The organism is Herbaspirillum lusitanum (assembly GCF_046025995.1).
In the GTDB taxonomy this organism is placed as follows: domain Bacteria; phylum Pseudomonadota; class Gammaproteobacteria; order Burkholderiales; family Burkholderiaceae_D; genus Herbaspirillum; species Herbaspirillum lusitanum_A.
The window spans coordinates 254149-276460 of record NZ_JAQQFM010000004.1; the positions used below are offsets into that span (position 1 = coordinate 254149).

20 protein-coding genes, 1 tRNA gene and 1 pseudogene are annotated in these 22312 nt (G+C 57.7%); 16 read left to right on the forward strand and 6 right to left on the reverse strand.

The window, feature by feature from the left end; translation table 11 throughout:
- The first annotated feature begins 55 nt into the window (after positions 1-55).
- The 10 genes from PQR62_RS09770 (at position 56) to PQR62_RS09815 (ending at position 11592) form a co-directional block, all read left to right on the forward strand.
- Positions 56-781 (forward strand): metallophosphoesterase family protein, encoded by a 726-nt coding sequence (locus PQR62_RS09770; RefSeq protein WP_408157311.1) that lies wholly within the window; start codon positions 56-58, stop codon positions 779-781.
- A 927-nt stretch (positions 782-1708) separates the two neighbouring features.
- Positions 1709-2506, forward strand: a complete 798-nt coding sequence (locus PQR62_RS09775) for a hypothetical protein (protein ID WP_408157313.1) — start codon at positions 1709-1711, stop codon at positions 2504-2506.
- Positions 2507-2925: 419 nt separating this feature from the next.
- Positions 2926-3138, forward strand: a complete 213-nt coding sequence (locus PQR62_RS09780) for a cold-shock protein (RefSeq protein WP_408157315.1) — start codon at positions 2926-2928, stop codon at positions 3136-3138.
- Between the two features lie 1243 nt (positions 3139-4381).
- Complete coding sequence (locus PQR62_RS09785) at positions 4382-4693, forward strand: hypothetical protein (RefSeq protein ID WP_408157317.1); 312 nt, start codon at positions 4382-4384, stop codon at positions 4691-4693.
- Between the two features lie 51 nt (positions 4694-4744).
- Positions 4745-5578: a 3-deoxy-8-phosphooctulonate synthase gene (gene kdsA / locus PQR62_RS09790; protein WP_408157319.1), complete on the forward strand. Its 834-nt coding sequence runs from the start codon at positions 4745-4747 to the stop codon at positions 5576-5578.
- A gap of 8 nt (positions 5579-5586) precedes the next feature.
- Positions 5587-6867, forward strand: a complete 1281-nt coding sequence (gene kdsB / locus PQR62_RS09795) for a 3-deoxy-manno-octulosonate cytidylyltransferase (RefSeq protein WP_408157321.1) — start codon at positions 5587-5589, stop codon at positions 6865-6867.
- A gap of 12 nt (positions 6868-6879) precedes the next feature.
- Positions 6880-7827: a KpsF/GutQ family sugar-phosphate isomerase gene (locus PQR62_RS09800; RefSeq protein WP_408157323.1), complete on the forward strand. Its 948-nt coding sequence runs from the start codon at positions 6880-6882 to the stop codon at positions 7825-7827.
- A 159-nt stretch (positions 7828-7986) separates the two neighbouring features.
- Positions 7987-9420 (forward strand): lipopolysaccharide biosynthesis protein, encoded by a 1434-nt coding sequence (locus tag PQR62_RS09805; protein WP_408157325.1) that lies wholly within the window; start codon positions 7987-7989, stop codon positions 9418-9420.
- Between the two features lie 24 nt (positions 9421-9444).
- Positions 9445-10239 carry a glycosyltransferase family 2 protein gene (locus tag PQR62_RS09810; protein WP_408157327.1) on the forward strand — a complete coding sequence of 265 codons (795 nt, stop codon included), beginning with the start codon at positions 9445-9447 and terminating at the stop codon, positions 10237-10239.
- 9 nt (positions 10240-10248) lie between these two features.
- Entirely contained in the window at positions 10249-11592 is a 1344-nt protein-coding gene (locus tag PQR62_RS09815; protein WP_408157329.1) for a capsular polysaccharide export protein, LipB/KpsS family, read from the forward strand.
- Positions 11593-11729: 137 nt separating this feature from the next.
- Here PQR62_RS09815 and PQR62_RS09820 read toward each other — a convergent pair whose 3' ends face one another.
- On the reverse strand, positions 11730-12665 hold the full coding sequence (locus PQR62_RS09820) for an exopolyphosphatase (protein WP_408157331.1): 936 nt from the start codon (positions 12663-12665) through the stop codon (positions 11730-11732).
- 232 nt (positions 12666-12897) lie between these two features.
- Here PQR62_RS09820 and PQR62_RS09825 point away from each other — a divergent pair, with 232 nt between their 5' ends.
- From PQR62_RS09825 to trmB, 4 genes are all read left to right on the forward strand, one after another.
- Complete coding sequence (locus PQR62_RS09825; protein ID WP_408157333.1) at positions 12898-13041, forward strand: hypothetical protein; 144 nt, start codon at positions 12898-12900, stop codon at positions 13039-13041.
- 113 nt (positions 13042-13154) lie between these two features.
- The gene (locus PQR62_RS09830; RefSeq protein ID WP_408157335.1) at positions 13155-13625 is read left to right on the forward strand and encodes a hypothetical protein; all 471 of its coding nucleotides are present in this window, start codon (positions 13155-13157) and stop codon (positions 13623-13625) included.
- Positions 13626-13756: 131 nt separating this feature from the next.
- Positions 13757-13830: transfer RNA gene (locus PQR62_RS09835), tRNA-Gly, on the forward strand.
- Between the two features lie 82 nt (positions 13831-13912).
- Positions 13913-14623 carry a tRNA (guanosine(46)-N7)-methyltransferase TrmB gene (gene trmB / locus PQR62_RS09840; protein ID WP_408157337.1) on the forward strand — a complete coding sequence of 237 codons (711 nt, stop codon included), beginning with the start codon at positions 13913-13915 and terminating at the stop codon, positions 14621-14623.
- A 132-nt stretch (positions 14624-14755) separates the two neighbouring features.
- Here the strand turns inward: trmB and PQR62_RS09845 are convergent, their stop codons facing one another.
- The 4 genes from PQR62_RS09845 to PQR62_RS09860 all read right to left on the reverse strand — a co-directional run bounded on the left by PQR62_RS09845 (position 14756) and on the right by PQR62_RS09860 (position 20459).
- Positions 14756-16324, reverse strand: coding sequence for a methyl-accepting chemotaxis protein (locus PQR62_RS09845; protein WP_408157339.1), 1569 nt, complete (start codon positions 16322-16324; stop codon positions 14756-14758).
- A 233-nt stretch (positions 16325-16557) separates the two neighbouring features.
- Complete coding sequence (gene recQ / locus PQR62_RS09850) at positions 16558-18414, reverse strand: DNA helicase RecQ (protein ID WP_408157881.1); 1857 nt, start codon at positions 18412-18414, stop codon at positions 16558-16560.
- Positions 18415-18483: 69 nt separating this feature from the next.
- Positions 18484-19356, reverse strand: a complete 873-nt coding sequence (locus PQR62_RS09855) for an undecaprenyl-diphosphate phosphatase (RefSeq protein WP_408157341.1) — start codon at positions 19354-19356, stop codon at positions 18484-18486.
- A gap of 248 nt (positions 19357-19604) precedes the next feature.
- A complete protein-coding gene (locus tag PQR62_RS09860; protein WP_408157343.1) occupies positions 19605-20459 on the reverse strand; it encodes an undecaprenyl-diphosphate phosphatase in 855 nt (284 codons plus the stop codon).
- Between the two features lie 223 nt (positions 20460-20682).
- On the opposite strand from PQR62_RS09860, the pseudogene arsC reads away from it, so the two are divergent.
- Positions 20683-21033 (forward strand): annotated as a pseudogene (gene arsC / locus PQR62_RS09865) (arsenate reductase (glutaredoxin)); the annotation flags it as partial.
- A gap of 60 nt (positions 21034-21093) precedes the next feature.
- Here the strand turns inward: arsC and PQR62_RS09870 are convergent.
- On the reverse strand, positions 21094-21354 hold the full coding sequence (locus PQR62_RS09870) for a YkgJ family cysteine cluster protein (protein WP_408157345.1): 261 nt from the start codon (positions 21352-21354) through the stop codon (positions 21094-21096).
- Between the two features lie 275 nt (positions 21355-21629).
- Here PQR62_RS09870 and PQR62_RS09875 point away from each other — a divergent pair, with 275 nt between their 5' ends.
- A complete protein-coding gene (locus tag PQR62_RS09875; protein WP_408157347.1) occupies positions 21630-22292 on the forward strand; it encodes a TetR/AcrR family transcriptional regulator in 663 nt (220 codons plus the stop codon).
- Positions 22293-22312: the final 20 nt, after the last annotated feature.

The window sequence follows — 22312 nt, forward strand, 5'->3', positions numbered from 1 at the left end:
GGCATCGCGACGCAATTTCCCGATAACAACAGAATACGACTCTATGCGCCTGGCCTTGATTTCAGACATACACGGCAATCTGCCCGCGCTTGAAGCGGTGGTGCATGACTTCAGCCGACGCGGCGTCGACGCCGTGATAAATCTGGGCGACAGCCTGTCCGGCCCCTTGCTGCCGTTGGAAACCGCACAATATCTGATGGCTCAGAACTGGCTGCAACTGGCCGGCAACCATGAACGCCAGTTGCTGTCCGCGCAAACCGAAGCAATGGGCCTCTCCGACCGCTATGCACGCGCACAACTGACGCGCACGGAGTTGCAATGGATCACATCGCTGAAACCGACTGCTCACTACGCGGCGGATATTTTTCTGTGCCACGGCACGCCCGCCAGCGACACGGAATATTTTCTTGATTCGCTGATGGACGATCGACTCCGCATGGCGACGCCTGTTGAAATCGAGCAGCGACGCGGCAGCATGGACAGTGCTCTGATTGCCTGCGGTCACACCCACATTCCAAGGCTGATGCGCACAGCGCAGGGTCAACTGCTAGTCAATCCGGGCAGCGTCGGCCTGCCCGCCTATGACGATATTCATCCGCACTTTCACGTCGTCGAAACCGGTAGTCCGGATGCGCGTTACGCCATCGTGGAGCGCATCAACGGCGTATGGCAAGGCATGCTGCTTGCCGTTCCCTACGACTACCGGCCGATGGCACAACTGGCAGCCGAACGCGGCCGTGCCGAATGGGCTTGCGCTTTGAGTTCCGGCTATCTGAAGTAGCGCGGGAACAATCGATCTGCACTGAAAAAACCAGCAGATGACGAGCGCACAGGCGCAGCAGATGCAAAGTAAATGCTGACTCAATCAGCACTTCTCGCAGGCAGCTCAGCTCTTTAAGAATGTGCCGCGCTGCGCACGGCAACAACTCGCAATCACACACCTGACGGTGAAGTCACTACCTGATTTCAGGGATATCCGATGGGCTCGGCTGATGCTATTCTGCGCGCGCCCAAGGGTGATGCATTCAGCCTGATCGCTGGCACGCCAATGCAATCAGCGATGCACGAAAGTCGCCGCTGCACTGTGAAGGAAACAGTGCAGGCTCGGATATCTGGCACGCCTTATGCGTACGTGAAAGTCACGCCACAACATTTATCAAGTGCATGTAGACTGTCGTCGGCGCGCAAATCAATATCGCTGCAATGAGAAACGGCCCGCGTTTTTCCTTGCATCAACTAAATCCATCTCAGCACATTGCCCGATGGAAAAATACAGTCTGATTGCCAATCGGCAAACTGGCTTTTTGCAAGCGGCGTGACTGCAGTCGCGCGTAGATCTGCTCAGAACGGAAGTGCAGCAAGGACTTCAGACAAAATAAATACTCTGCTTAACAGAAGGAGTTTCTGATTGTGAATTCACGCATAGCCTCACCCATTTCCGGGTCTCGCATATGCCACACGGCAACATGCGGCAGCACCTCCTTAATCCTGTTCACATGGGGAACTCGATGACGGTCATTCGCTCCAACCCGTCGGCAACCACTCATCCAATTTAAAAAAAGTTTCAAGGATGCGCGCGCGTTGGTCAACTTTATAGCCGCGCAATCCGGACGCTGTCTGCACCGTCCGTCGATCGCTCAAGTGGCGATTCGGACTCAGCAACAGCTGGCGGACAAGCCTACAAAAAACCAAGAAAAGGAACGGGCGAATGAACAGTTCAGTACCGGAGCATCCTCCGGCCGAAGGAAGACTCAAGAACTCTGATGCAATCAGGCACTTGCTTGCGATCAGCAACGACAACGAGAAACAGATTCTCGCCAACCATCCCGAACTGACGGCGCTGGTGTCCGACATTCAGGCTGCGCTCGACTCCGGCCTGCGTGGCGCAGGCGATCAGAATCCGATTCCGGTGCTGCTGTGCCAACTCGCGCGTAGCTACTATCTGGGCGCGGTGCGCCTGATCCTGAGCGGGCAAGTCTCGGCTATTTTCCCGGTGCTGCGCGCTGCACTGGAAAGCATTTCCTTTGCCGTCCTTGCGGCACAAAGCTTGCGCAATGCCGACATCTGGCTGAATCGTGAAAAGAGCACCCGTGCCTGGGATCGTTGCGCCAATCTGTATCGCTTCCCCGAGGCCGTAAAAGTCCTGCGCAATCTGGACCCTGATCTGGCCCTGGCCTTCACCGAGTATCACGATGCCTCGCTGGCCGACGTCGCGCCGCCCAGAAAGCACAATGCATTTTTCGATGCCCAATTGAAGCATCTGGTGCAAGACGGCAGCGCTGCCAACCTCGCCCGCATCTATCTCCCCCCCTCCGGCGCCATCTTCAAAGCGCTCGACGCCAGCGTCCGCTATGGCTGCCTGATCCTGGCCGGTCTGCAATATGCGTTGCCGCAGCACACCCCAAGTGTCAACGCATCCAGGCTCAGTATTGAAATATGGGGCGAGATAGAGGCGTTGATGAATGCGGGTGGTTCCAGCGATGCAGACGGCAGCGCATCGAATTGAAGACAGCGGGAGTTTGTTGCAGTTTGCCTGCCAGGCATTGATCGACCGACAGCGTTAAGCAGCAACGGATTTTATTCCGAACGCTCCATCATTCTGCTGACAGCTATGCCCGCGTGGACGTTGCGAGCCAGATGATGAGAACTTGCAATCCCAGCGATCAGCGTTCTTGCATTCTGCATTGATACATTCTGGTTTTCAGCCGAGGCCAAAAAGAGACTAAAAACAGATTCATCGCATGTCCTTCCGGATTCGTGTACAATACGAATCTGTACTTGCATCAAGTCGTAATCTTGTTGGTCCCAATTCCGCATGACTGTTGTTCCTCTTCCGGTCGTTCTGTCTTTTCTCCTTCGGTTTCATTTCTTGGTTTCAAGTGCCTTTCAGGCATGTCGCCTCTATTCAAATTGAAGGAAATTATCATGAGCAGCCAAACAGGTGTAGTTAAGTGGTTCAACGACGCTAAGGGTTTCGGTTTCATTACCCCTGATGCAGGTGGCGCGGATTTGTTTGCACACTTTCAGGACATTCAGTCCAACGGCTTCAAGAGCCTCTCGGAAAACCAGCGCGTGTCGTTTGACCGCGGCGTGGGTCCTAAGGGCGAAAAAGCCAGCAATATTCAAGTCATCGCTTAAAGCCAGTACTCGCCTCTGATCAGGTGCCGCTTCTTTCAGGAAGTAGCGACTGGCAGAAACGGCGAGACAGCAAAACAGGCGTCCTTGCTTTCCTGATTTTCGGACATCCGCAGACCGGTACTTTGCAGATAGCAAAGATCGGTAGACAAGATCAGGATTGCGACGATGCACAGTGCCTTCGGCAAATCACGATTTGCCAGGGCCTTAGCCAACGCTTACCGGCTGTTGACACCGCGCAGATAGCACGGGTTGATGGGAAATGGTTCAGTTGGCTAATCACAGGCTCCGACCTGTGAAGCAAATAATTTGTTAGCCGTTCGTAGTCGGCTTCATTCGCATGAATGTGGCACAAGATTGACGAACAACTGTATTTGAAACGGCACCGCACACGATAGCGCGGGTTGTTCCAGGCCAGCGACACCATGCAGATGGCATGGGTCAAGGAAGATCCAGCATTAATAGATGAACGGCCCACCTTTGGTGGGCTTTTTGCGTTTACGGCCCCGCCTTGATTTCAGATCACCGACTGCTTCGCCAACAAGGCTGCTACAAGTTTCATGCTCGTGAACTGATGAAAGCGAGCCATACGCCTGTTGGCAAAATTCATGCAGAACGAACCGTACCTGATCGCAGCAATGAAGCGAGCGCAGACAACAACCCGTTCCGTCCAGCCTCACCTGGCTTAAAGAAGAGATATCACTTCCATGCGATGAAGCGGCCTTAGATCTCGAAATCAGCCATCCCGGACAGAATGCAGTAACAGATTGTTACATCGCGGATATTTGCATTAACTACGCGAATTATTTAAGAGATCCGCTCTTCCAAAAAGCGACTGTGCACCGCAACAATATGATAAATTTAGCGAACTAGCTATTGACTAAAAAGATTACGCACAAACGTTTCCAGGCGGAAATCAAGTGTGGTGCGCTCGCATTCAAACATTCAGATTAGGCAGATTTTTCTTATGCCCGGCTCACATCTGCGCCAAAGCATTTAAAGAAATATCCGTTGTGCTGTCGTCGTTCCCGATTGCCCTGCAGTTGCTCTGTATCAAGCATAAAAATTAACAAGCACAACGCCGACTAGTCCATGAAGGAAAGCAAACAGCTCTTTTCACATTTGAAGTAATTCAGCTTCGCGAGATTGTTCTCGCGCGTGCGTCAATTCGCGATGGATTTTTCAAGAGAAGAATTCCGGTTGCGGATCTAACAAGAAAACCAAAAGGCACAACGCCAGATGTCAGATGTTGCTTAAAGAAATCGTCAAATATTCCGGCAAAACTCAGCTGATTGCTGCCGGGCTTATTGCATCCGGATTCTCGAACTTCGTTTTGATCGCGCGACTGCGGCAAGCTGAAGAACGCTGGATGTCGTCACATCTTGAAATGCTCACTTATCTGGCAAGCTCGATTGCCGCGTGCGGGCTTGCCTGCAGTTTCATTTTTTCACCCGAGAGCAGATCGTGCTTTCACTCGAAAGCGCTTTTTGCCCACCCCGTTTTTTCTATTGTCACGGTCCCGTGTGGAAACAAGCTGATACTTTTTCCGCCGGATTGACGTTCAACCCTGATGTTATTGAACTCCAAGCATCTTCACTGAAAGCGCTCTATGACTATCGTAACGAATTGGCTTAAAGACCCCAGCAGCCTGTTTTTCTTTTGCGGCCCCTGCGCCATCGAATCGCGCGCGTTTGCGCTGGACACTGCGGCCCAACTCAAAGAGATCTTCGTTGAAGCCGGCTTGCCGTTTGCCTACAAGTCCTCGTTCGACAAAGCCAACCGCAGTTCAGGCGACAGCTTCCGCGGAGTCGGCCTGGAAGAGGGACTGTCCATCCTGCAGGAAGTGAAGGACACGCTGGGCATTCCGGTGCTCACCGACGTGCACGATGCCTGGCAGGTCGAGCCTGTGGCCAAGGTGGTGGATATTCTGCAAACCCCGGCCTTCCTGTGCCGTCAGACCGACTTCATCGCGGCCGTCGCGGCCGGCGGCAAGCCGGTCAATTTCAAGAAGGGTCAGTTCCTGGCCCCCTGGGACATGAAGAACGTGATCGACAAGGCCAAGGCGGCGGCACGCGAAGCCGGCCAGCCCGATGATCACTTCATGGCCTGCGAACGCGGCGCCACCTTCGGTTACGGCAATCTGGTCGTCGACATGCGCGGCTTGCAGATCATGGCCGAATCCAGCGGCGCGCCGGTGGTATTCGACGCTACGCACTCGGTGCAACTGCCAGGCGCCAACGGCGGCAGCAGCGGCGGCCAGCGTGAATTCGTTCCGGCGCTGGCACGCGCCGCGGTGGCGACAGGCGCCGTGTCGGGCCTGTTCATCGAAAGCCATCCGGATCCGGACAAGGCGCCGTGCGACGGCCCCAACATGGTCTCGTTCAAGGATTTGCCGGCGCTGCTGAAGCAGCTCAAGGCCATCCACACTGCCACCCGGGCCTGAGGTCTTTCATGCGTTGCATAGCAGTCATCCCTGCACGCTTCGGGTCGAGCCGTTTGCCGGGCAAGCCGCTGGCCGACATTCTCGGCAAGCCGATGATTCAGCATGTCTACGAGCGGGTCAGTACGCTGGGCGAACTGGAGGATGTGGTCGTCGCGACCGACGACGAACGTATCGTTCAGGCCGTGACGGCCTTCGGCGGCAAGGTCGTGCTGACCTCCCCCGATCATCCTTCCGGCACGGACCGGCTGGTCGAGGTCATGCGGCATCATCCGGCCGATCTTTACCTCAACGTACAGGGCGACGAACCGCTGGTGAATCCTGAACATCTGCGCAGTCTCTTGCAGGCTATGCAAGATGCACCGCAGACTCAGGTCGGTACGCTATGCCACGCCATCAGCGCCGCCGAAGCCGACAATCCCAACACCGTCAAGGTGGTGCGCAGTCAATCCGGAGACGCACTGTATTTCAGCCGCGCGCGCATTCCCTTCGTGCGCGATCAAGCCAGACAAGCGCGCTACTTCAAACATGTGGGCGTATATGCCTACCGTGCCGAAGTGTTGGCCGCGTTCCCCACTCTGCCCGCCAGCGAACTGGAGGCCGCCGAGATGCTTGAGCAGTTGCGCATCATGGATGCCGGCTGGCGGATCCGCGTCATCGAAGTCGATCATGCCGCGCCCGGCGTGGATTCACCGGCCTGTCTCGATCGCGTGCGGGCGCTCATGGCGGGCAAACCTGATCCGGCACAAACCGCCGGCAGTCTGGCTGATGTGAAGCTCGTCATTACCGACGTCGACGGCGTGTTGACCGATGGCGGCATGTGGTACGACCATACGGGCGAATGCCTCAAACGCTTTCACGTGCGCGACGGCATGGGCATCAAGATGCTGCAGGAAGCCGGCATCAGCGTCGCCGTGGTGTCCGGCCGCGACTCGGCCACCCTGCGCAAGCGACTGGCCGATCTGGGCATCACCGCCTTCCATCTGGGCGCCAAGGATAAGGCTGCAGCCTGCCATGCCCTGATGGCCGAACACGATGTGGCGCCGCTTGCCACCGCCATGATCGGCGATGACAGCATCGACTTGCCCGGCATGGCGGTGTGCGCCTGGCCGGTAGCGGTGGCGGATGCTGCCGACTACGTCAAGCGCCATGCCCGCATCGTGCTGACCAAGGCCGGCGGCCAGGGCGCCTTCAGGGAATTTTCCGACAGCCTGCTGGCGGCCGGCAATCGCTCTGACATTTATAACAGCGTGGCCGGTTACAGCCAGGCCATGAACCGCATGACACAGTGAGAGAAGAACAAGATGAAGCAAACCGGTATCAGAGTATTCCAGGAACAGGCACAGGCGCTGAACCTGATCGCTGAACGCCTCGGCGATGAATTCGAACACGCCGTCGACATGATGTTCAACACCGAAGGACGGGTCATTGTTTCGGGCATGGGCAAGTCGGGCATCATCGGCGCCAAGATCGCAGCGACGCTGGCATCTACCGGCACCTCTTCGTTCTTCGTGCATCCGGGCGAGGCTTACCACGGCGACCTGGGCATGTTCCAGGGCATCGACACCGCCATTCTGATTTCATACAGCGGCGAGACGGAAGAAGTGATTCGCCTGATTCCCTCCTTGCGCCACTTCGGCAGCAAGATCATCGCCATCGTCGGCAAACCCGAGTCGACGCTGGGCAAGAATGCCGACATCGTGCTCAACGTATCGGTGGTGCGCGAAGCCTGCCCGAACAATCTGGCGCCGACCACTTCGACCACCGCCACACTGGTCATGGGCGATGCGCTGGCCGTCGCACTGATCGAAAAGCGCGATTTCAAACCCAACGACTTCGCGCTCTACCATCCGGGCGGAAGCCTGGGCAAACGCCTGCTGACACGCGTCAAGGATGTGATGCACACGTCCTTGCCGTGGGTGCATCGCGACACGCCTCTGACCGACGTGATTGCGCGCATGACCGAGGGCGGTCTGGGCATGGCGCTGATCGGCGACGACGAAAGCCGCCAGACACTGGCCGGCGTCATTACCGACGGCGACTTGCGCCGTGCTCTCGTGGCGCGCAAGGACATCTATCGCATTACCGCCAGCGAAGTGATGAACACCACGCCCAAGACAGTGCAGGAGTCTGACATGTTCGTCGATGCCGAAGCCAAGATGCTGGAGCTCAACATCACCGCACTGGTTGCACTGGACGACACTCGGCGCGTGGTGGGCGTGCTGAAACTGCTGGATGCAAAACGGATTTAACGGATAGAAAAGCCCGTGACCTGACACGTCATCACAATAACAACTGACCCTTCGAGCATTTCATTATGATGATCATCGTCTCTGGCCGCGTGGCGCCAGGGTACCCGGCGCAATCTCAGGCCGGAAAGAACTCTCCCGCACCCGACCACGGGAGGCATCATGAGTGCAGCCGCTAACGCCCGCTGGATTGCACTGACGCAACTGGTCAAGATCGGCTCGCAGCTGGTCAACATGTTTGTGCTGACCAAGCTGATCGCACCGCTGGACTACGGCTTGATGGCCATGGCCGGCGTGGCGACCAATCTGGCCTTCATCCTGCGCGATCTGGGCACCGCCGCCGCCATCATTCAGAAAGCCGATCTGAGCGAAGCGGATACCTCCTCGGTATTCTGGCTGAACATGGCCGGTGGCGCCCTGCTGATGCTGGCCTTGTGGATCGTCGCACCCCTGATGTCATCAATGTTCGAGGAGCCTCGACTCACTAATGTGCTGTGGGTGCTGGCCCTGACCTTTCCGCTGGCGGCAAGCTCCACCGTGCACCAGGCACTGCTTGAACGGGTCTCGCAATTTCGTCTGATCGCCGGCATTGAATCGGCCTCATCGCTGCTCTCCTTGCTGATCGCGCTGGCGCTGGCATTCCACGGCGCCGGCGTCTGGGGTCTGGTGGCGCAGGCGCTGATGATGACCAGCATCACCACTCTGCTGCTGTGGTGGTACTCGTCCTGGCGGCCCTCGTTTGTGTTTGACCGGGCATCGCTGCGCAGTGTGTTTTCGTTCAGCGGTTCGATGGCCGGCCATCAAATGGCCAGCTATCTGTTCAGAAACGCCGACAGCTTCGTCGTCGGCCGCCTGTTGGGCGCGACGGTATTGGGCAACTACTCGCTGGCCTACAAGCTGATGCTGTTCCCGGTTCAGAACATTTCCTGGGTGGCGGTCCGCTCGCTGTTCCCAGTCATGAGCCGCCGCCAGGACGACAAAGAATATCTTGCCGACCTGACCCTGCGATCCATCAAACTGGTGTCCTTCATCTCGGCGCCGATGATGTTTGGCGTGGCCGGCGTGTCAGACCTGTTTGTGCATTTGTTTCTCGGCAGTCAGTGGTATCTGGTCGGCCAGATTCTGGCGCTGCTGTCCTTCGTCGGTTACGTACAAGTGATTACCAGCATTGCCAGCCCGGTGTTCATGTCGCTGGGCAAAACCAGCTGGATGCTGAGAATCTCGCTGGTCGGTACGCCCCTGCATATCCTGGCGTTTGTGACCGGCGCGCTGCTGGACGGTGTGAGAGGGCTGGCCATCGGCTATCTGATCGCCTCATTGCTGATGGCGCTGCCGGTGTTTTACTTTTGCTGCCAGACACTCTCGATTCCGCTGCACAAACTGGCCTGGGCCTTGCTGCCATCGGTTCTGTCGTCCGCCGCCATGGTGCTATGCATCACCATGTGCCGCGACAGCATGCATGTCTCCGGATATTTGTTATTCTTTTCGCTGACGGCATTGGGCGTAGTGTCCTGGCTGGCGATGGTCGCCCTGTTTCAGAGATCCGAGGCCAGGGATTTCATGAATCTGGCCTTCAGGCGCATCAAGAAATCATGACATGAGGAGCAACACGTAATCGTTATGGAATATGTTGCATTAATCAGAACCTTCAACAGCCTGCCGCTCGTACTCGACGTCATCGCCGCGTTGCGGGCCCAAACCTGCCCGCCCGCGGTTATCATGGCGGTCGACAGCGGATCGGAGCCGGCACAGGCCGCGCAGCTGCGCGAGCAGGTCGATCAGTTTATTGATGTTTCCGGGAAACCATTCAACTACGCCCGGTCTATCAATGTGGGCGTGGCTGCCGCCAGCGCCCCCAATGTGCTGATCATTTCCTCGCATGTGGTTGTGCGGGATGACAAATTGCTGGAGGATTTTTTCCAGGAGCTCAGCAAGACGGGCATGGAAGTCGGTTCGCTGATTGCCAAGCCGGAGCAAAGCTGGTTGTCGCGGACCGTCACCGATGCGACATTCACCGGTGTGAACGGCCTGACCAATTCCTGCAGCTTTGGTCCGGCCCGCTTCTTCCGCGAAATGCCTTTCCGCGAAGAGGTATTTGCCTCCGAAGATCAGGAATGGACCAGAAGATTTCTGGATTCAGGCGCAGCAGGAATGACCATCGTTGAAACATCGAGAATCGATTACCTGAACAAGAACTTTAACTTCAGAAAAAAATACAACGAAGAAATGGCTCTTGCAACCTATGTCGACCGCAAGCGCATGGGAGCAAAATCGATACTCACTTGGATGCTTAAATCGGCCTGGTCGCTCGGTGTGCGCGGAGATCGCGCCAAAGCCTTGCATCGATATCAGGTTGCCGTCGGTCTATTGAAAGCAAGATTCAAGAAGCCGGAAATCAATTCAAAATATTTTTAAGGGCCCCTCATGAAGCTAGCTTTTTTCGTACTGGCGGATCTGTTCGTGCCGCTCATGCTGAGCACAGGCGCATGCCTTAAAAAGCATCATGGCCACACTGCGTGCTACCTGAACTTCCTGCCCTCCGACCACAAGCTGCTGAGTAAAAATACCGATCAGTATTTCCCGAAACATCTGGCCAGCCTCGACGGCTGCAAAGACGGCGTGGAGATCATGTTCTCGGAGTCGGAAGTGGAAGGCATGGTCAACTTCATGCAGCTCAAACATGGCGGCAGCCTGCAGGAATGGCACGCCAGAGTGAATGCCGTCGCACGTTACGTGCATCGCTTCATGCAGGCCGAGCAACCCGACGCGTTCGTGCTGTGGAACGGGCAAGACCACATCGGCCAGGTCATCAGCGTTCTCTGCCGCGCCAAGAACATTCCCGTGGTCTATATGGAAAACGGTTACTTCAGCAATACCCTGCAGGCCGATCCGCAAGGCGTGAATGCCGCCGCCAGCCTGGCCCAGCTGAATTACGAAGAAATCATGTCCCTGGCGCAGGCGGTACCGACAAGCGCTGCCGGTCACGACAGCGCACCCGAATTTGCGTTTCAGCCGCTGTCGCGCTCGGAGTCGGCGCTGATCGCGCTGGCGCACCGCACCAACAAGAACTACTACAGCACTTATCCGGAACAGCGCGGAACAAGCCGCCTCAAGTCATGGCGCATCAAGCGCTATCGCAACACCATCCCGAACGATGCGGCGCAACTGCCCGAGCATTTCGCCTTCGTGCCGTTCCAGGTGCATGACGACACCCAGGTGCTGCTCAACTCCAGGCTGGTGCATTCAGTCGAAGAGTTCTTCAAGACCGTGCATGCCGCCATCCGGCGCACCTGCGGCCCGGATTATCCGATCATCGTCAAAGAGCATCCCGAAGATCTGGGACGCTATGACTACGAACCATTGCGCAAGCAGTTTCCGGACGTGATCTGGTTCCGCAAATTCGACATCGAGACCCTGCTCGATCGCGCCGACATGGTGTGCGTGATCAATTCCTCGGTCGGCTTGCAGGCGGTGCGCCGCAAGAAGCCGACGGTGGTGCTGGGCGAATCCTTCTATTCAAAGCCGGAGATCGCTTTTGTGGTCAAGCATCTGGATGAACTCGACACCATGGTGGCCAAAGCCGCGCAGGGCGTGGATGCGCAAATGGCTGAGCACATCGATCAATTCATCGATGCGCTCAATCAGACCCTGTTCGTGAAAGGCACCTGGAAACACCCTGCCTGCGTACAGGCCGCGCCCGCCGTCGCCCTGCGCCTGACGGAACTGTTTGGGAAATCGGAGCAGAAGCTGCCGTCGCTGGCGGCCTGATCGCGATGTTCGAGGAAAACCGGCCTCGGCAGATGACAGCCGGCCTTTGATGCAATGCCGTTCAGTGAAGTGCTGAACGGCATTTTTGTTTTATACCTGCCGCGGTCAGCGGCACCAGTACACCATACTTCTCAGCCTCAGCCGTCCGCATTGATGCGGGCAATCAAGACCTTCAGCACCTCTTCGGCACGCTCATTTTCTACCTGGCAAGTGCCGGCATTTTCATGACCGCCACCGCCGTATTCCAGCATCAGCGTACCAATGCTGGTCTTCGAGGTCCGGTTCAGAATGGATTTGCCGGTAGCAAATACCGTGTTCTGCTGCTTCACGCCCCACAGTACATGAATCGAAATATTCGTCTGCGGGAACAAGGCGTAGATGATGAAGCGGTTGCCGGCAAAAATCACTTCTTCGTTGCGCAGATCGAGCACCACAAGATTCTTGTGCACCGTGGCGCAACGCAGGATTTGCTGCTTGCACTTTTCCGCATGCTCGAAGTACAGCTCCTTGCGCTCCTTGACGTCGGGCGAGGCCATGATTTCATCGATAGACTGCGTTTTGCACAGCTCGATCAGATCCATCATCAGGTTGTAGTTGGAAATGCGGAAGTCGCGGAAGCGACCCAGACCGGTACGTGCATCCATAAGGAAGTTGAGCAAGTCCCAGCCTTCCGGATTCAGCACTTCCTGCTCGTTGAAACGTGCGGCGTCGCCCTTGTCGACCGCGGCCATCATGTCGCTCCATGCTGCGGGGAAAGCCTTTTCTGCGCCGTAGTAATCGTACACCACGCGTGCGGCCGAAGGCGCATCCGGATGAATCACGTGATTCTTGCGATCACCGGTGTTGCGGATGGTTTCCGACAAATGGTGATCGAAGGCAATATGCACGCCCTCCACGAAAGGCAGGTTGGTGGTGATGTCGTTGTCGCTGATGGCAATTTTTCCGTCCTGCATATCTTTGGGATGCACAAACAGGATCTCGTTGATCATGTCCAGATGCTTCAGCAGAACGGCACAGACCAGACCGTCAAAATCACTACGCGTCACCAGACGATATTTCTTTGCTTCCGACATGAGTATTCCCCCTAGTTAATGAAATTCCAATCGGCATCCGCCGTTCCAATGCAATGTTTAATGTTACAACTTAAAACCATGCGCGGACAGAAACTCTTGCCCACGTTTGAGCCGACTTGAACATCAATCAGAAGCCACATCAAACTCTTTTCAATCATCCAGGCAGAACTTGGGAAGCGTTTGCGTATTCCGCCCCAACACAATCCATAACTGTGTCACGCCAGACGAGTCCATGAGCAAAGACATCGCAGTAAAAATTGGAAAGAATATTGCCGCTGCGCGCAAAGTCCAAGAGCGCACCCAAGCAGATGTCGCCGAGGCGGTACCGGTCCTTTCGCGCAATTTCAAAACTGCGGAGACGATGAAGAATCACTGACAAAACTTGTATTTCAACTTGTTAGTCGAATTCCACATGCAGAGCCAGATCGGGACACCATCAAATTTCAAGTAGATAAATTTCGAGAAAAAATCGGCGAAATACTTCAGCGCTTGGACAACATAGAAGTCTCATCCGCTTCCCGTGAGGTTGTGGTTGATACGGAGAATTCATCGGCCAAGCTTTTTGAAGAAATAAAAATAATGTTTCAGGATCTACCATCCAGAATTGAAAAACGGGTTTCAAGTGATGGGAGGAGACGTAGAAGAAAACTGCATCCCGGCATGTTTGAGGAGTTGATGCACGTTACAAAAGATCCGAAACTGGGTATGAAAATTGCACTCAGTTTTTATCGAGAAAAAATGCCGTGGCTTTACGATGAAGGAATAACCATCCTTAACAGGATGAATCGGCCAACGGTTCAAATAGAAAAGGTGTTTTCGGATTTTGAACGGCTTCTAATGATAACGGTGCAAAGCCCTGCATTTGAAATTTTAATAAACGATGAGGAAGAATATTTCTTCTTGCGCGAATTGCCCCATATGATATTGAGCCATTTTCACCGAGCTATTTTTGGCAAATAGCAATGGCTTCATAGAAATAACAGAAATGGCGGCGATAACAGCTTGAAGTACTCGGCCACTACAGAATCGATACCACTGAACAACGTTCGAGTTCACAAAACACCCCAAAACCCGCGTAAAATGCCGGTTCCGCGGGTGTAGCTCAATGGTAGAGCAGAAGCTTCCCAAGCTTACGACGAGGGTTCGATCCCCTTCACCCGCTCCAGTGTCCGTTGCGGACGGCCTTGGTTGCGCCCTTCGGATTGCGGCTGTTCCGCTTCTTCAGTCTTTTGCTTCCCGAGTATTTCATGTCAGAAAACAAATCCGGCAAACCACTTTTCTATGATCCGACCGAACATCGCATCCGCAGCTTCGTGACGCGCGCGGGGCGTTTGTCCGGGGCGCAGGCGCGTGCGATCGAGGAGCTGGGGCCCCAGTTCCTGCTGCCTTATGCCAAGGCGCCGCTGGATGTGGATGCCGCGTTTGGCCGCACTGCACCGACCGTGTTCGAGATCGGTTTCGGCATGGGCGAGACCAGCGCCAAGATCGCGCAACTGATGCCGGAAAAGAATTTCATCGGCGTGGAAGTCCACACGCCGGGCGTCGGTAGTCTGCTGAAGCAAATCGGCGAACAGCAGATCGGCAACATGCGCCTGATTCAGCATGATGCGGTGGAGGTGCTGACCAATATGATCGCGCCGAATTCGCTGGCGGGTGCGCATGTGTTCTTCCCCGATCCCTGGCACAAGGCGCGCCACAACAAGCGCCGTCTGATTCAGGGGCCGCTGGTGGCTTTGCTGAGTTCGCGTCTGATGCCGGGTGGCTATCTGCATTGCGCCACCGACTGGGAGGAATACGCGCTCCAGATGCTGGAAGTGCTGGGCGCCGAACCGACGCTGAAAAATACGGCAGAAGCTTATGCGCCGCGCCCGGATTACCGGCCGGTGACCAAGTTTGAAAATCGCGGCATCAAGCTGGGTCACGGCGTGTGGGATCTGGTGTTTACCAAGATCGCCTGATCGTCGTTCACACGCGGCCGATCAATTCGGCAGGCACTGAAAAAACGGCATGTGCGCGCAAGCGACATGCCGTTTTCTATTGCGTCCCCCTTCACGTTTCTTGCGCCGCATGCGCCGGGCGTCGATCCGGACTCAGGTCAGCTTGAACACGCTGACTGCGCGCGCCAGCCCGGCGGCCTGATCCTGCATGCTTTCAGCGGCAGCGGCGGCCTGCTCCACCAGCGCCGCGTTCTGCTGCGTCACCATGTCCATCTGCACCACTGCTTTATTGACTTCGTCGATGCCGGCGCTTTGCTCGCGGTTGGCGTGCGTGATTTCATCCATGATGGCGGCGACCTGCTTCACCGAGGCCACGATCTCCTGCATGGTTTCGCCGGCGCCGTCCACTAGTGCGGTGCCGGCGTTGATCTTGCCGACCGAGTCGCCGATCAGTTCCTTGATTTCCTTGGCGGCGGTGGCGCTGCGTTGTGCCAGCGTGCGCACTTCCGAAGCGACCACGGCAAAGCCGCGCCCTTGTTCACCGGCACGCGCCGCTTCCACCGCGGCATTCAGTGCGAGGATGTTGGTCTGGAAGGCAATGCCGTCGATCACGCTGATGATGTCGACGATCCGGTGCGAACTCTGCCCGATTTCCTGCATGGTGCCGACCACCGCCGCCACCATGTCGCCGCCCTTTGCCGCCACGGAGGATGCGTTGCCGGCCAGTTGATTGGCCTGCTGCGCGTTCTGCGCATTGCGCTGCACGGTGGAGGTGATTTCCTCCATCGAAGCGGCGGTTTCTTCCAGCGAGCTGGCCTGCTCTTCGGTGCGCGCCGACAAGTCGCGATTGCCGTTGGCGATTTCGGTTGAAGCAATCGCAATGCTGTCGGTACCGATGCGTACTTCGGAGACGATGTTGACCAGGTTGTCGTTCATGGTTTTCAGCGCGTGCAGCAATTGCGCGGTTTCATCCTTGCCGGAGACCATCACCTGCGAGCGCAAATCGCCGGCGGCGACGGTTTGCGCAATCTGCACCGCTTCGCTCAGCGGACGCGTGATACTGCGCACCAGCCAGTAAGTGATCAGTCCCCCGCCCACCAGCGCCAGCGCAATCGAGATCAAGAGAAGCAGACGCGCCTGCTGATAGTTTTGCAGGCTCTCGCCATTGATTTCCTCGCGCATCTGATCGGCATGCTTGAGCACCGCACCGACGATGTCGTCGATCATCTTGGTCGGCAGGCGATCCACGCCTTTGACCAGCTCGTCCACCTTGCCGACGCTGGACGGATCGTCCGAGACATATTGCTTGAGTGCTTCCAGATATTTGCCGAGCAGCTCGGCATGCGCCTGCTGCGCCCTGGCGACGTCGCCGGCATCCATGCCGATGGAGGGCATCAGAACCTCCAGCTTTTTCAGCATGGTCTGAGTGCTCTTGCTTTCATCGATGAAGGCCTGCCGGTATTTGTCGAAGCTGGGCTGATCCTTGCCGCGCAGCAAGGTGTTTTTCCACTCCTGCACCTGAATCTTGAACTGCACCTGTGCACTGCGCGCGGCATCAATGGATTGCTCGATCAGCGCCGCCTTTTTCATGGCATCGACGCCGTCCTTGTAGCTCTCATCGAGCACTAGCCAGCCGCGAATGCCGACGAACGCGGTGGCCAGCAACAGCAGCCCCGCCAGCAAACCCAGACGCACACCTATTTTCAGATCGTTCAGCTTCATGCCTGCCCCCAATGTTTGCTTCGACACTTGCACAATAAAGCCTGGCTTGCGATAGCAGCATCAGAGAATTCCTGACGCTGAGAGGGCGTGTAGATGCTGCACCACGCTTATGTTGCGCAGCAACAGCCGACAATCAGTTTATCGGCAATGCGCAGGGGGCGCTGAAGGCCTTTTGCGCCTTAACCGAAAATAAATGTGGGGTGAATGAAAGGCCCGCCAGGGATGAGAACGGCTCAGGCGGCCGCGCTGAATTCCGAAATCAGGGTGATGATCTGCGCGCCATAGGTGTCGAGCTTTTTCTCGCCGACGCCGTTGACGTGACGCAAGTCGTCGATCGATTGCGGACGCGCCTTGGCGATTTCACGCATGGTGGCGTCGTGGAAGATGACGTAGGCCGGCACGTTGTGTTCGCGCGCGGTTTCGACGCGCCACCAGCGCAGCTTGTCGAACAGCAGTTGTTCGTCGGCCGAGAGATCGGACTCGACGTAACCCGAGCCGGAACGTTGTGAAGTGCGCTTTTGCTTGACCGGCTTCTGATATTTGCGCAGCTGAATCGATTGCTCGCCGCGCAGCACCGGGCGCGCCAGATCGGTGAGCTTGAGCGCGCTATAGGATTCATGATCGACCGTCAGCAGGCCCAGCGCAATCACCTGGCGCAGGATGGCGCGCCATTCGGCTTCGCCGCGATCGCTGCCGATGCCGAACACCGAAAGCTGATCGTGACGCCATTGCTTGACGCGATCGCCGTCGATGCCGCGCAGCACTTCGACCACGTGGCCGGAGGCAAAACGCTGCTCGACGCGATAGACGGTGGACAGCAGTTTCTGCACTTCAACCGTGGCGTCGAACGACACCGGCGGCGTCATGCAGATGTCGCAGTTGCCGCAGGGCGTGGCTTCCTGACCGAAGTAATTGAGCAGGCGCACGCGCCGGCAATGCAGGGTTTCGCACAGGCTGAGCATGGCATCGAGCTTGACGCCTTGCACCCGCTTGAAGGTTTCGTCGGCTTCCGACTCGTCGATCATGCGGCGCTGTTGCACCACATCTTGCAAACCATAGGCCATCCAGGCATCGGCCGGCTGGCCGTCGCGGCCGCCGCGTCCGGTTTCCTGATAGTAGCCTTCGATGCTCTTGGGCAAATCCAGGTGGCAGACGAAGCGCACGTCCGGCTTGTCGATACCCATGCCGAAGGCGATGGTGGCGACCATCACGATTTTTTCTTCACGCAGGAAGCGCGCCTGATTTTTGGTGCGCAGCGCGTAGTCCATGCCGGCGTGATACGGCAAGGCATTGATGCCGTTCTCGCGCAAAAACTCGGCGGTCTCTTCCACCTTCTTGCGCGACAGGCAGTAGACGATGCCGGCGTCGTCGGCATGCTCGGCCTGGATGAAGTCCAGCAACTGCTTGCGGCCGTTGGCCTTTTCGACGATCTGATAACGGATGTTGGGACGGTCGAAGGAGGAGACGAACTGGCGCGCTTCTTCCAGTTGCAGGCGATGAATGATTTCTTCGCGCGTCTGCTGGTCGGCGGTTGCAGTCAGCGCGATGCGCGGCACATGCGGGAAGCGCTCGTGCAGCACCGACAGCTTGATGTACTCGGGACGGAAATCGTGACCCCATTGCGACACGCAATGCGCCTCGTCGATGGCGAACATGGAGATGTTGGAGGCCTGCAGCAGCTCCAGGCAGCGCGGCGTCATCAAGCGTTCCGGCGCGACGTACAGCAGATCCAGATCACCCTGGCGCAGACGCCGTTCGATCTGCATGGCTTCGTCGAAACTCTGGGTCGAATTGAGGAAGGCGGCGCGCACGCCGACTTCATCCAGGGCATCGACCTGATCCTGCATCAGCGCGATCAGCGGCGAGACCACCACGCCGACGCCCTTGCGCAGCAGCGAAGGAATCTGATAGCACAGCGACTTGCCGCCGCCGGTCGGCATCAGCACCAGCGCGTCGCCGCCCTCGGCCACGTGCTGCACGATGTCAGCCTGATGCCCGCGGAAGGACGAATAGCCGAACACGGTCTCCAGCACGTGCAGCGCACGTTCGGGCAGTGAAGCGGTTTCGGGCAGGGAATCGAAGTTGACCATTCTGAGCAAGACTATTTCTGAAAACGCCGGCGCACATCAGTACGCCGGCAATACACCGGCAACGCGCCATTATTGCAGGATGCCGCGGCTGACCGCCCATAACAGGAAGACGCCGAGCACCGCACGATACACGATGAAGGGCCAGGTGGAGAAACGTTCGAGGAATTTCATCAGACCCCAGATCGCCGCGAACGCCGAAATACTGGCGACCACCAGGCCGAACAGCAGCACGCCCCAGGCTTCCAGCGGGATGTGCGCGTGCAGCAGCACCGCCAGTTCCTTGAGGCCGGCCAGCGCAATCGCCGGCAAACCAAGCAGGAAAGAAAAACGCGCCGCCTCTTCGCGACGGAAATTCAGGAACAGTGCTGCGGTCAGCGTCGAACCGGAACGTGAGACGCCCGGAATCAGCGCACCGACTTGCGCCAGCCCGACGATCAGGGCATCGCGCAGCCGCATCTGATCGACGCTGCGCCTGTGCTTGCAGATCAGCTCGGCCAGCGCCAGCAGAATCGCCATGCCGATGCAGGAGTAGCCGATCACGGTCAGGCTGCGCAGCGGCGAGCCGCAGGCGTTCAGGACATGCGACAGGGCCAGCCCGGCGATGCCGATCGGGATGGTCGCCAGAATGATGGCCACGGCCAGGCGAAACATCGGGTCGTTGAAGTCGCGCCGGCGATAGGCGGACACGCTGCCGCCGGTGACGGCGCGCACGTCTTTCCAGAAATAGCTGACCACGGCCGCCAGCGCTGCCAGTTGCATGGCCGCGGAAAAGGCCGAGCCGGGATCATGCCAGCCGAGCATGGCCGGCACGATGCGCATGTGCGCGGTGGACGAAATCGGAAGCAGTTCGGTGATGCCCTGCACCACACCGAGAAAACCGATCTGCAAATAATTCAGAGAGGCGAAGCCGATATCCAGACCGGCGCTGCACACATTGGCCATGAGTCAAAGTCCTGTTACGAGTTGGCGTTGCTTTTATGGGTATGCCGGATCGGGATGAGCGTCCGGCTGGTCTGCTTTGTTTGCTGCATTTTTTTGCCGCACTTTTTGCTGATGCCGACGTCATCGCAGCAATATTTACTGACGTCGTCCTGACACAAATACTGTCCCTTAAACGCCTGATCCCGGCTCACGCCGGGATCAGGGGACTGCGGGAGTCAAGAATGAATGCTGAGCCTGAGCGCCGGGACTTAATCGACCCAGACCACCAGCCCGCTATACGCAGTGGCCAGCACCACGATGCCGAACACGATGCGATACCAGGCAAACACGGTGAAATCGTGCGAGCTGATGTAGCGCAGCAACCAGCGCACGCACAGGAAGGCCGAGACGAAGGCCGCCACTGTGCCGACGGTGAACAGCGGCACATCGGCCGAGCTCAGCAAGGCGCGATCCTTGTACAGCGAATAGATGGTCGCAGCGAACAAGGTCGGGATCGCCAGGAAGAATGAGAACTCGGTGGCCGCCTTGCGCGACAGGCCGAACAGCATGCCGCCGATGATGGTGGCGCCGGAACGGCTGGTGCCGGGAATCAGCGCAAACGCTTGCGCACAGCCGACCTTGAGCGCATCCAGCGGCGTCATGTCATCCACCGAGTCAATGCGCGGCGAGGCCATGTTCATGCGGCCCTTGTTACGGCGTTCCACCCAGAGAATGATCAGGCCGCCGACGATGAAGGCAATCGCCACCGACACCGGATTGAACAGCACTTCCTTGATCTTTTTGCTGAACAGAAAGCCGAGGATCGCGGCCGGCAGAAAGGCGATGATCAGATTGATCACCAGACGCTGCGCCTTGCGGTCGCTGAACAGGCCGCCGAGCACCGAGGCGATGCGCACGCGATATTCCCAGCACACCGCCAGAATGGCGCCGGCCTGGATCACGATTTCGAACACGTCGACTTTTTCCTTGGGGAAAGCCGGGCTGGAGAATTCCAGCAGGCTGCCGGCGAGAATCAGATGGCCGGTGGAGGAGATAGGTAGAAATTCGGTCAGGCCTTCTACGATGCCCATGATGAGCGCTTTGAGCGCGAGAATTGTATCCATGCTGGGAGTCTGGGTAGGAGTGGTGAGTAGGGTCGAGGTGAAAAGGAAGCTTGCCGCGAAGGGCTTTTTTCCTGCCTGGAATTGCTGCAAGCCAGCATTCTACAGTTTAGGCGCTACCATGTCGGCTTTTAGCGGCAAAGATCGGCGTCGCCAGGCAGCGACCGAGGTCGACACCGGCGGCAAAACCGGGCGCGCAGCGCCTGTTCAAACGGAAAGGAAAGTCATGGCCGGCATCACCATTTATCACAACCCGAAGTGCGGCACCTCGCGCAATGTGCTGCAGGCGCTGCAGGACGGCGGCGCCACACCGGCCGTAATCGAATACCTGAAGACGCCGCCCGACCGCGCCACGCTGAAGAAGCTGATCGCGGAGATGGGCGTGCCTGTGCGCGAGATGATGCGGCAAAAGGAAAGCATCTACGAAGAACTGCAACTGGCGGACGCCAGATGGAGCGATGAGCAACTGGTCGACAAGATGCTGGAGCATCCCATCCTGATCAACCGGCCTATCGTGGTGACATCCAAGGGCACGGTGCTGTGCCGCCCCAAGGAAAAGCTGGCGGAGATTTTTCCCTGAGTTAGGGCCGATGCGCGCCGACGTGCACCAATGGATGCCAGGGACTCGGACTTGAAATCAGGCGCCGGGCGCAGTCAGACGTTCCAGCCGGCCCAGCCATTGCATGGCGGCTTCGCGGTTGTCGCCGCACATTTCCGCCGAGGCGCTCAGACCACCGCAGAAGGCCGGACGTTCGGGCCGGCCGAAGATGGCGCAACGAAAGTCATCCATCAATTGCACGCAGCGCACACCGGCCGGCTTGCCTGCGGGCATGCCTGGAATCGGGCTGGTGATGGAAGGCGCGGTGCAGCAGGCGCCGCATTGCGGACGGCAGTTCATGATGGCGTGGTCGGTCTGACAATAGCTTGAATCGAGTCGCCGCAGGAATACGTCACTGGCGGCGGGCGCTATTTTAGCTTTTTCCGCGGCTTGCAGACGCGGCCCGGGTCTTTACATGCGATTGCAGGTCGAATTGAGCGGCGTTCTTGACGCCGTGAACAATGCCACATACATTTCCGACTCCCCGGTAACTTAATGCCCTGCGCTGCTTTCAGGGCCTCAGGCGACTTACCGGGCCGGGATTCTTCCGTTTCAGCACTCTGGTCTGCTCATCCATGTCCGAATCCGCCAAAGAACCGCGTTGGGAACGCCGCAAGCAGGACCGCCCGCAAGAATTGCTGGCGGCCGGGCTGGCGTTGTTCGTCGAGCGCGGCTATGCGGCCACGCGACTGGAGGATGTGGCGGCGCGCGCCGGGGTCTCCAAGGGCACGCTGTATCTGTACTTCGAAAACAAGGAAAGCCTGTTCAAGTCGGTGGTGCGGGCCAATATGCTGCCGCTGGTGGACGAGGCCGAAGACATGGTCGAGCGCCATACCGGCCACAGCGCCGACTTGCTGCGCGAGCTGATTCTGAGCTGGTGGGGCGCGGTCGAGCACAGCGGACTGGTCGGCATTTCCAAGCTGATGATGGCGGAAGCCGGCAATTTCCCCGAACTGGCGCAGTTCTATCAGGCCGAAGTCATCAGCCGTTGCGATGCGGTGATGGTGCGCATGCTGGAACGCGGCGCGGCGCGCGGCGAATTCCGCAGCGTGGACGCCGAGCAGATGAAAAAAGTGATCGTGGCGCCGATATTGATGCTGATGTTGTGGAGCCAGTCCTTCGGTCCCTGCAGCATCCCGCCGCTGGACCCGCAAGCCTATCTGGCCAGCCTGATCGATTTATGCCTGCACGGCTTGCTGAAGCCGGAACACAAGCCGGCGCAACAGCAGCCCGATTGAACGAGACATGCCTGAGCCGC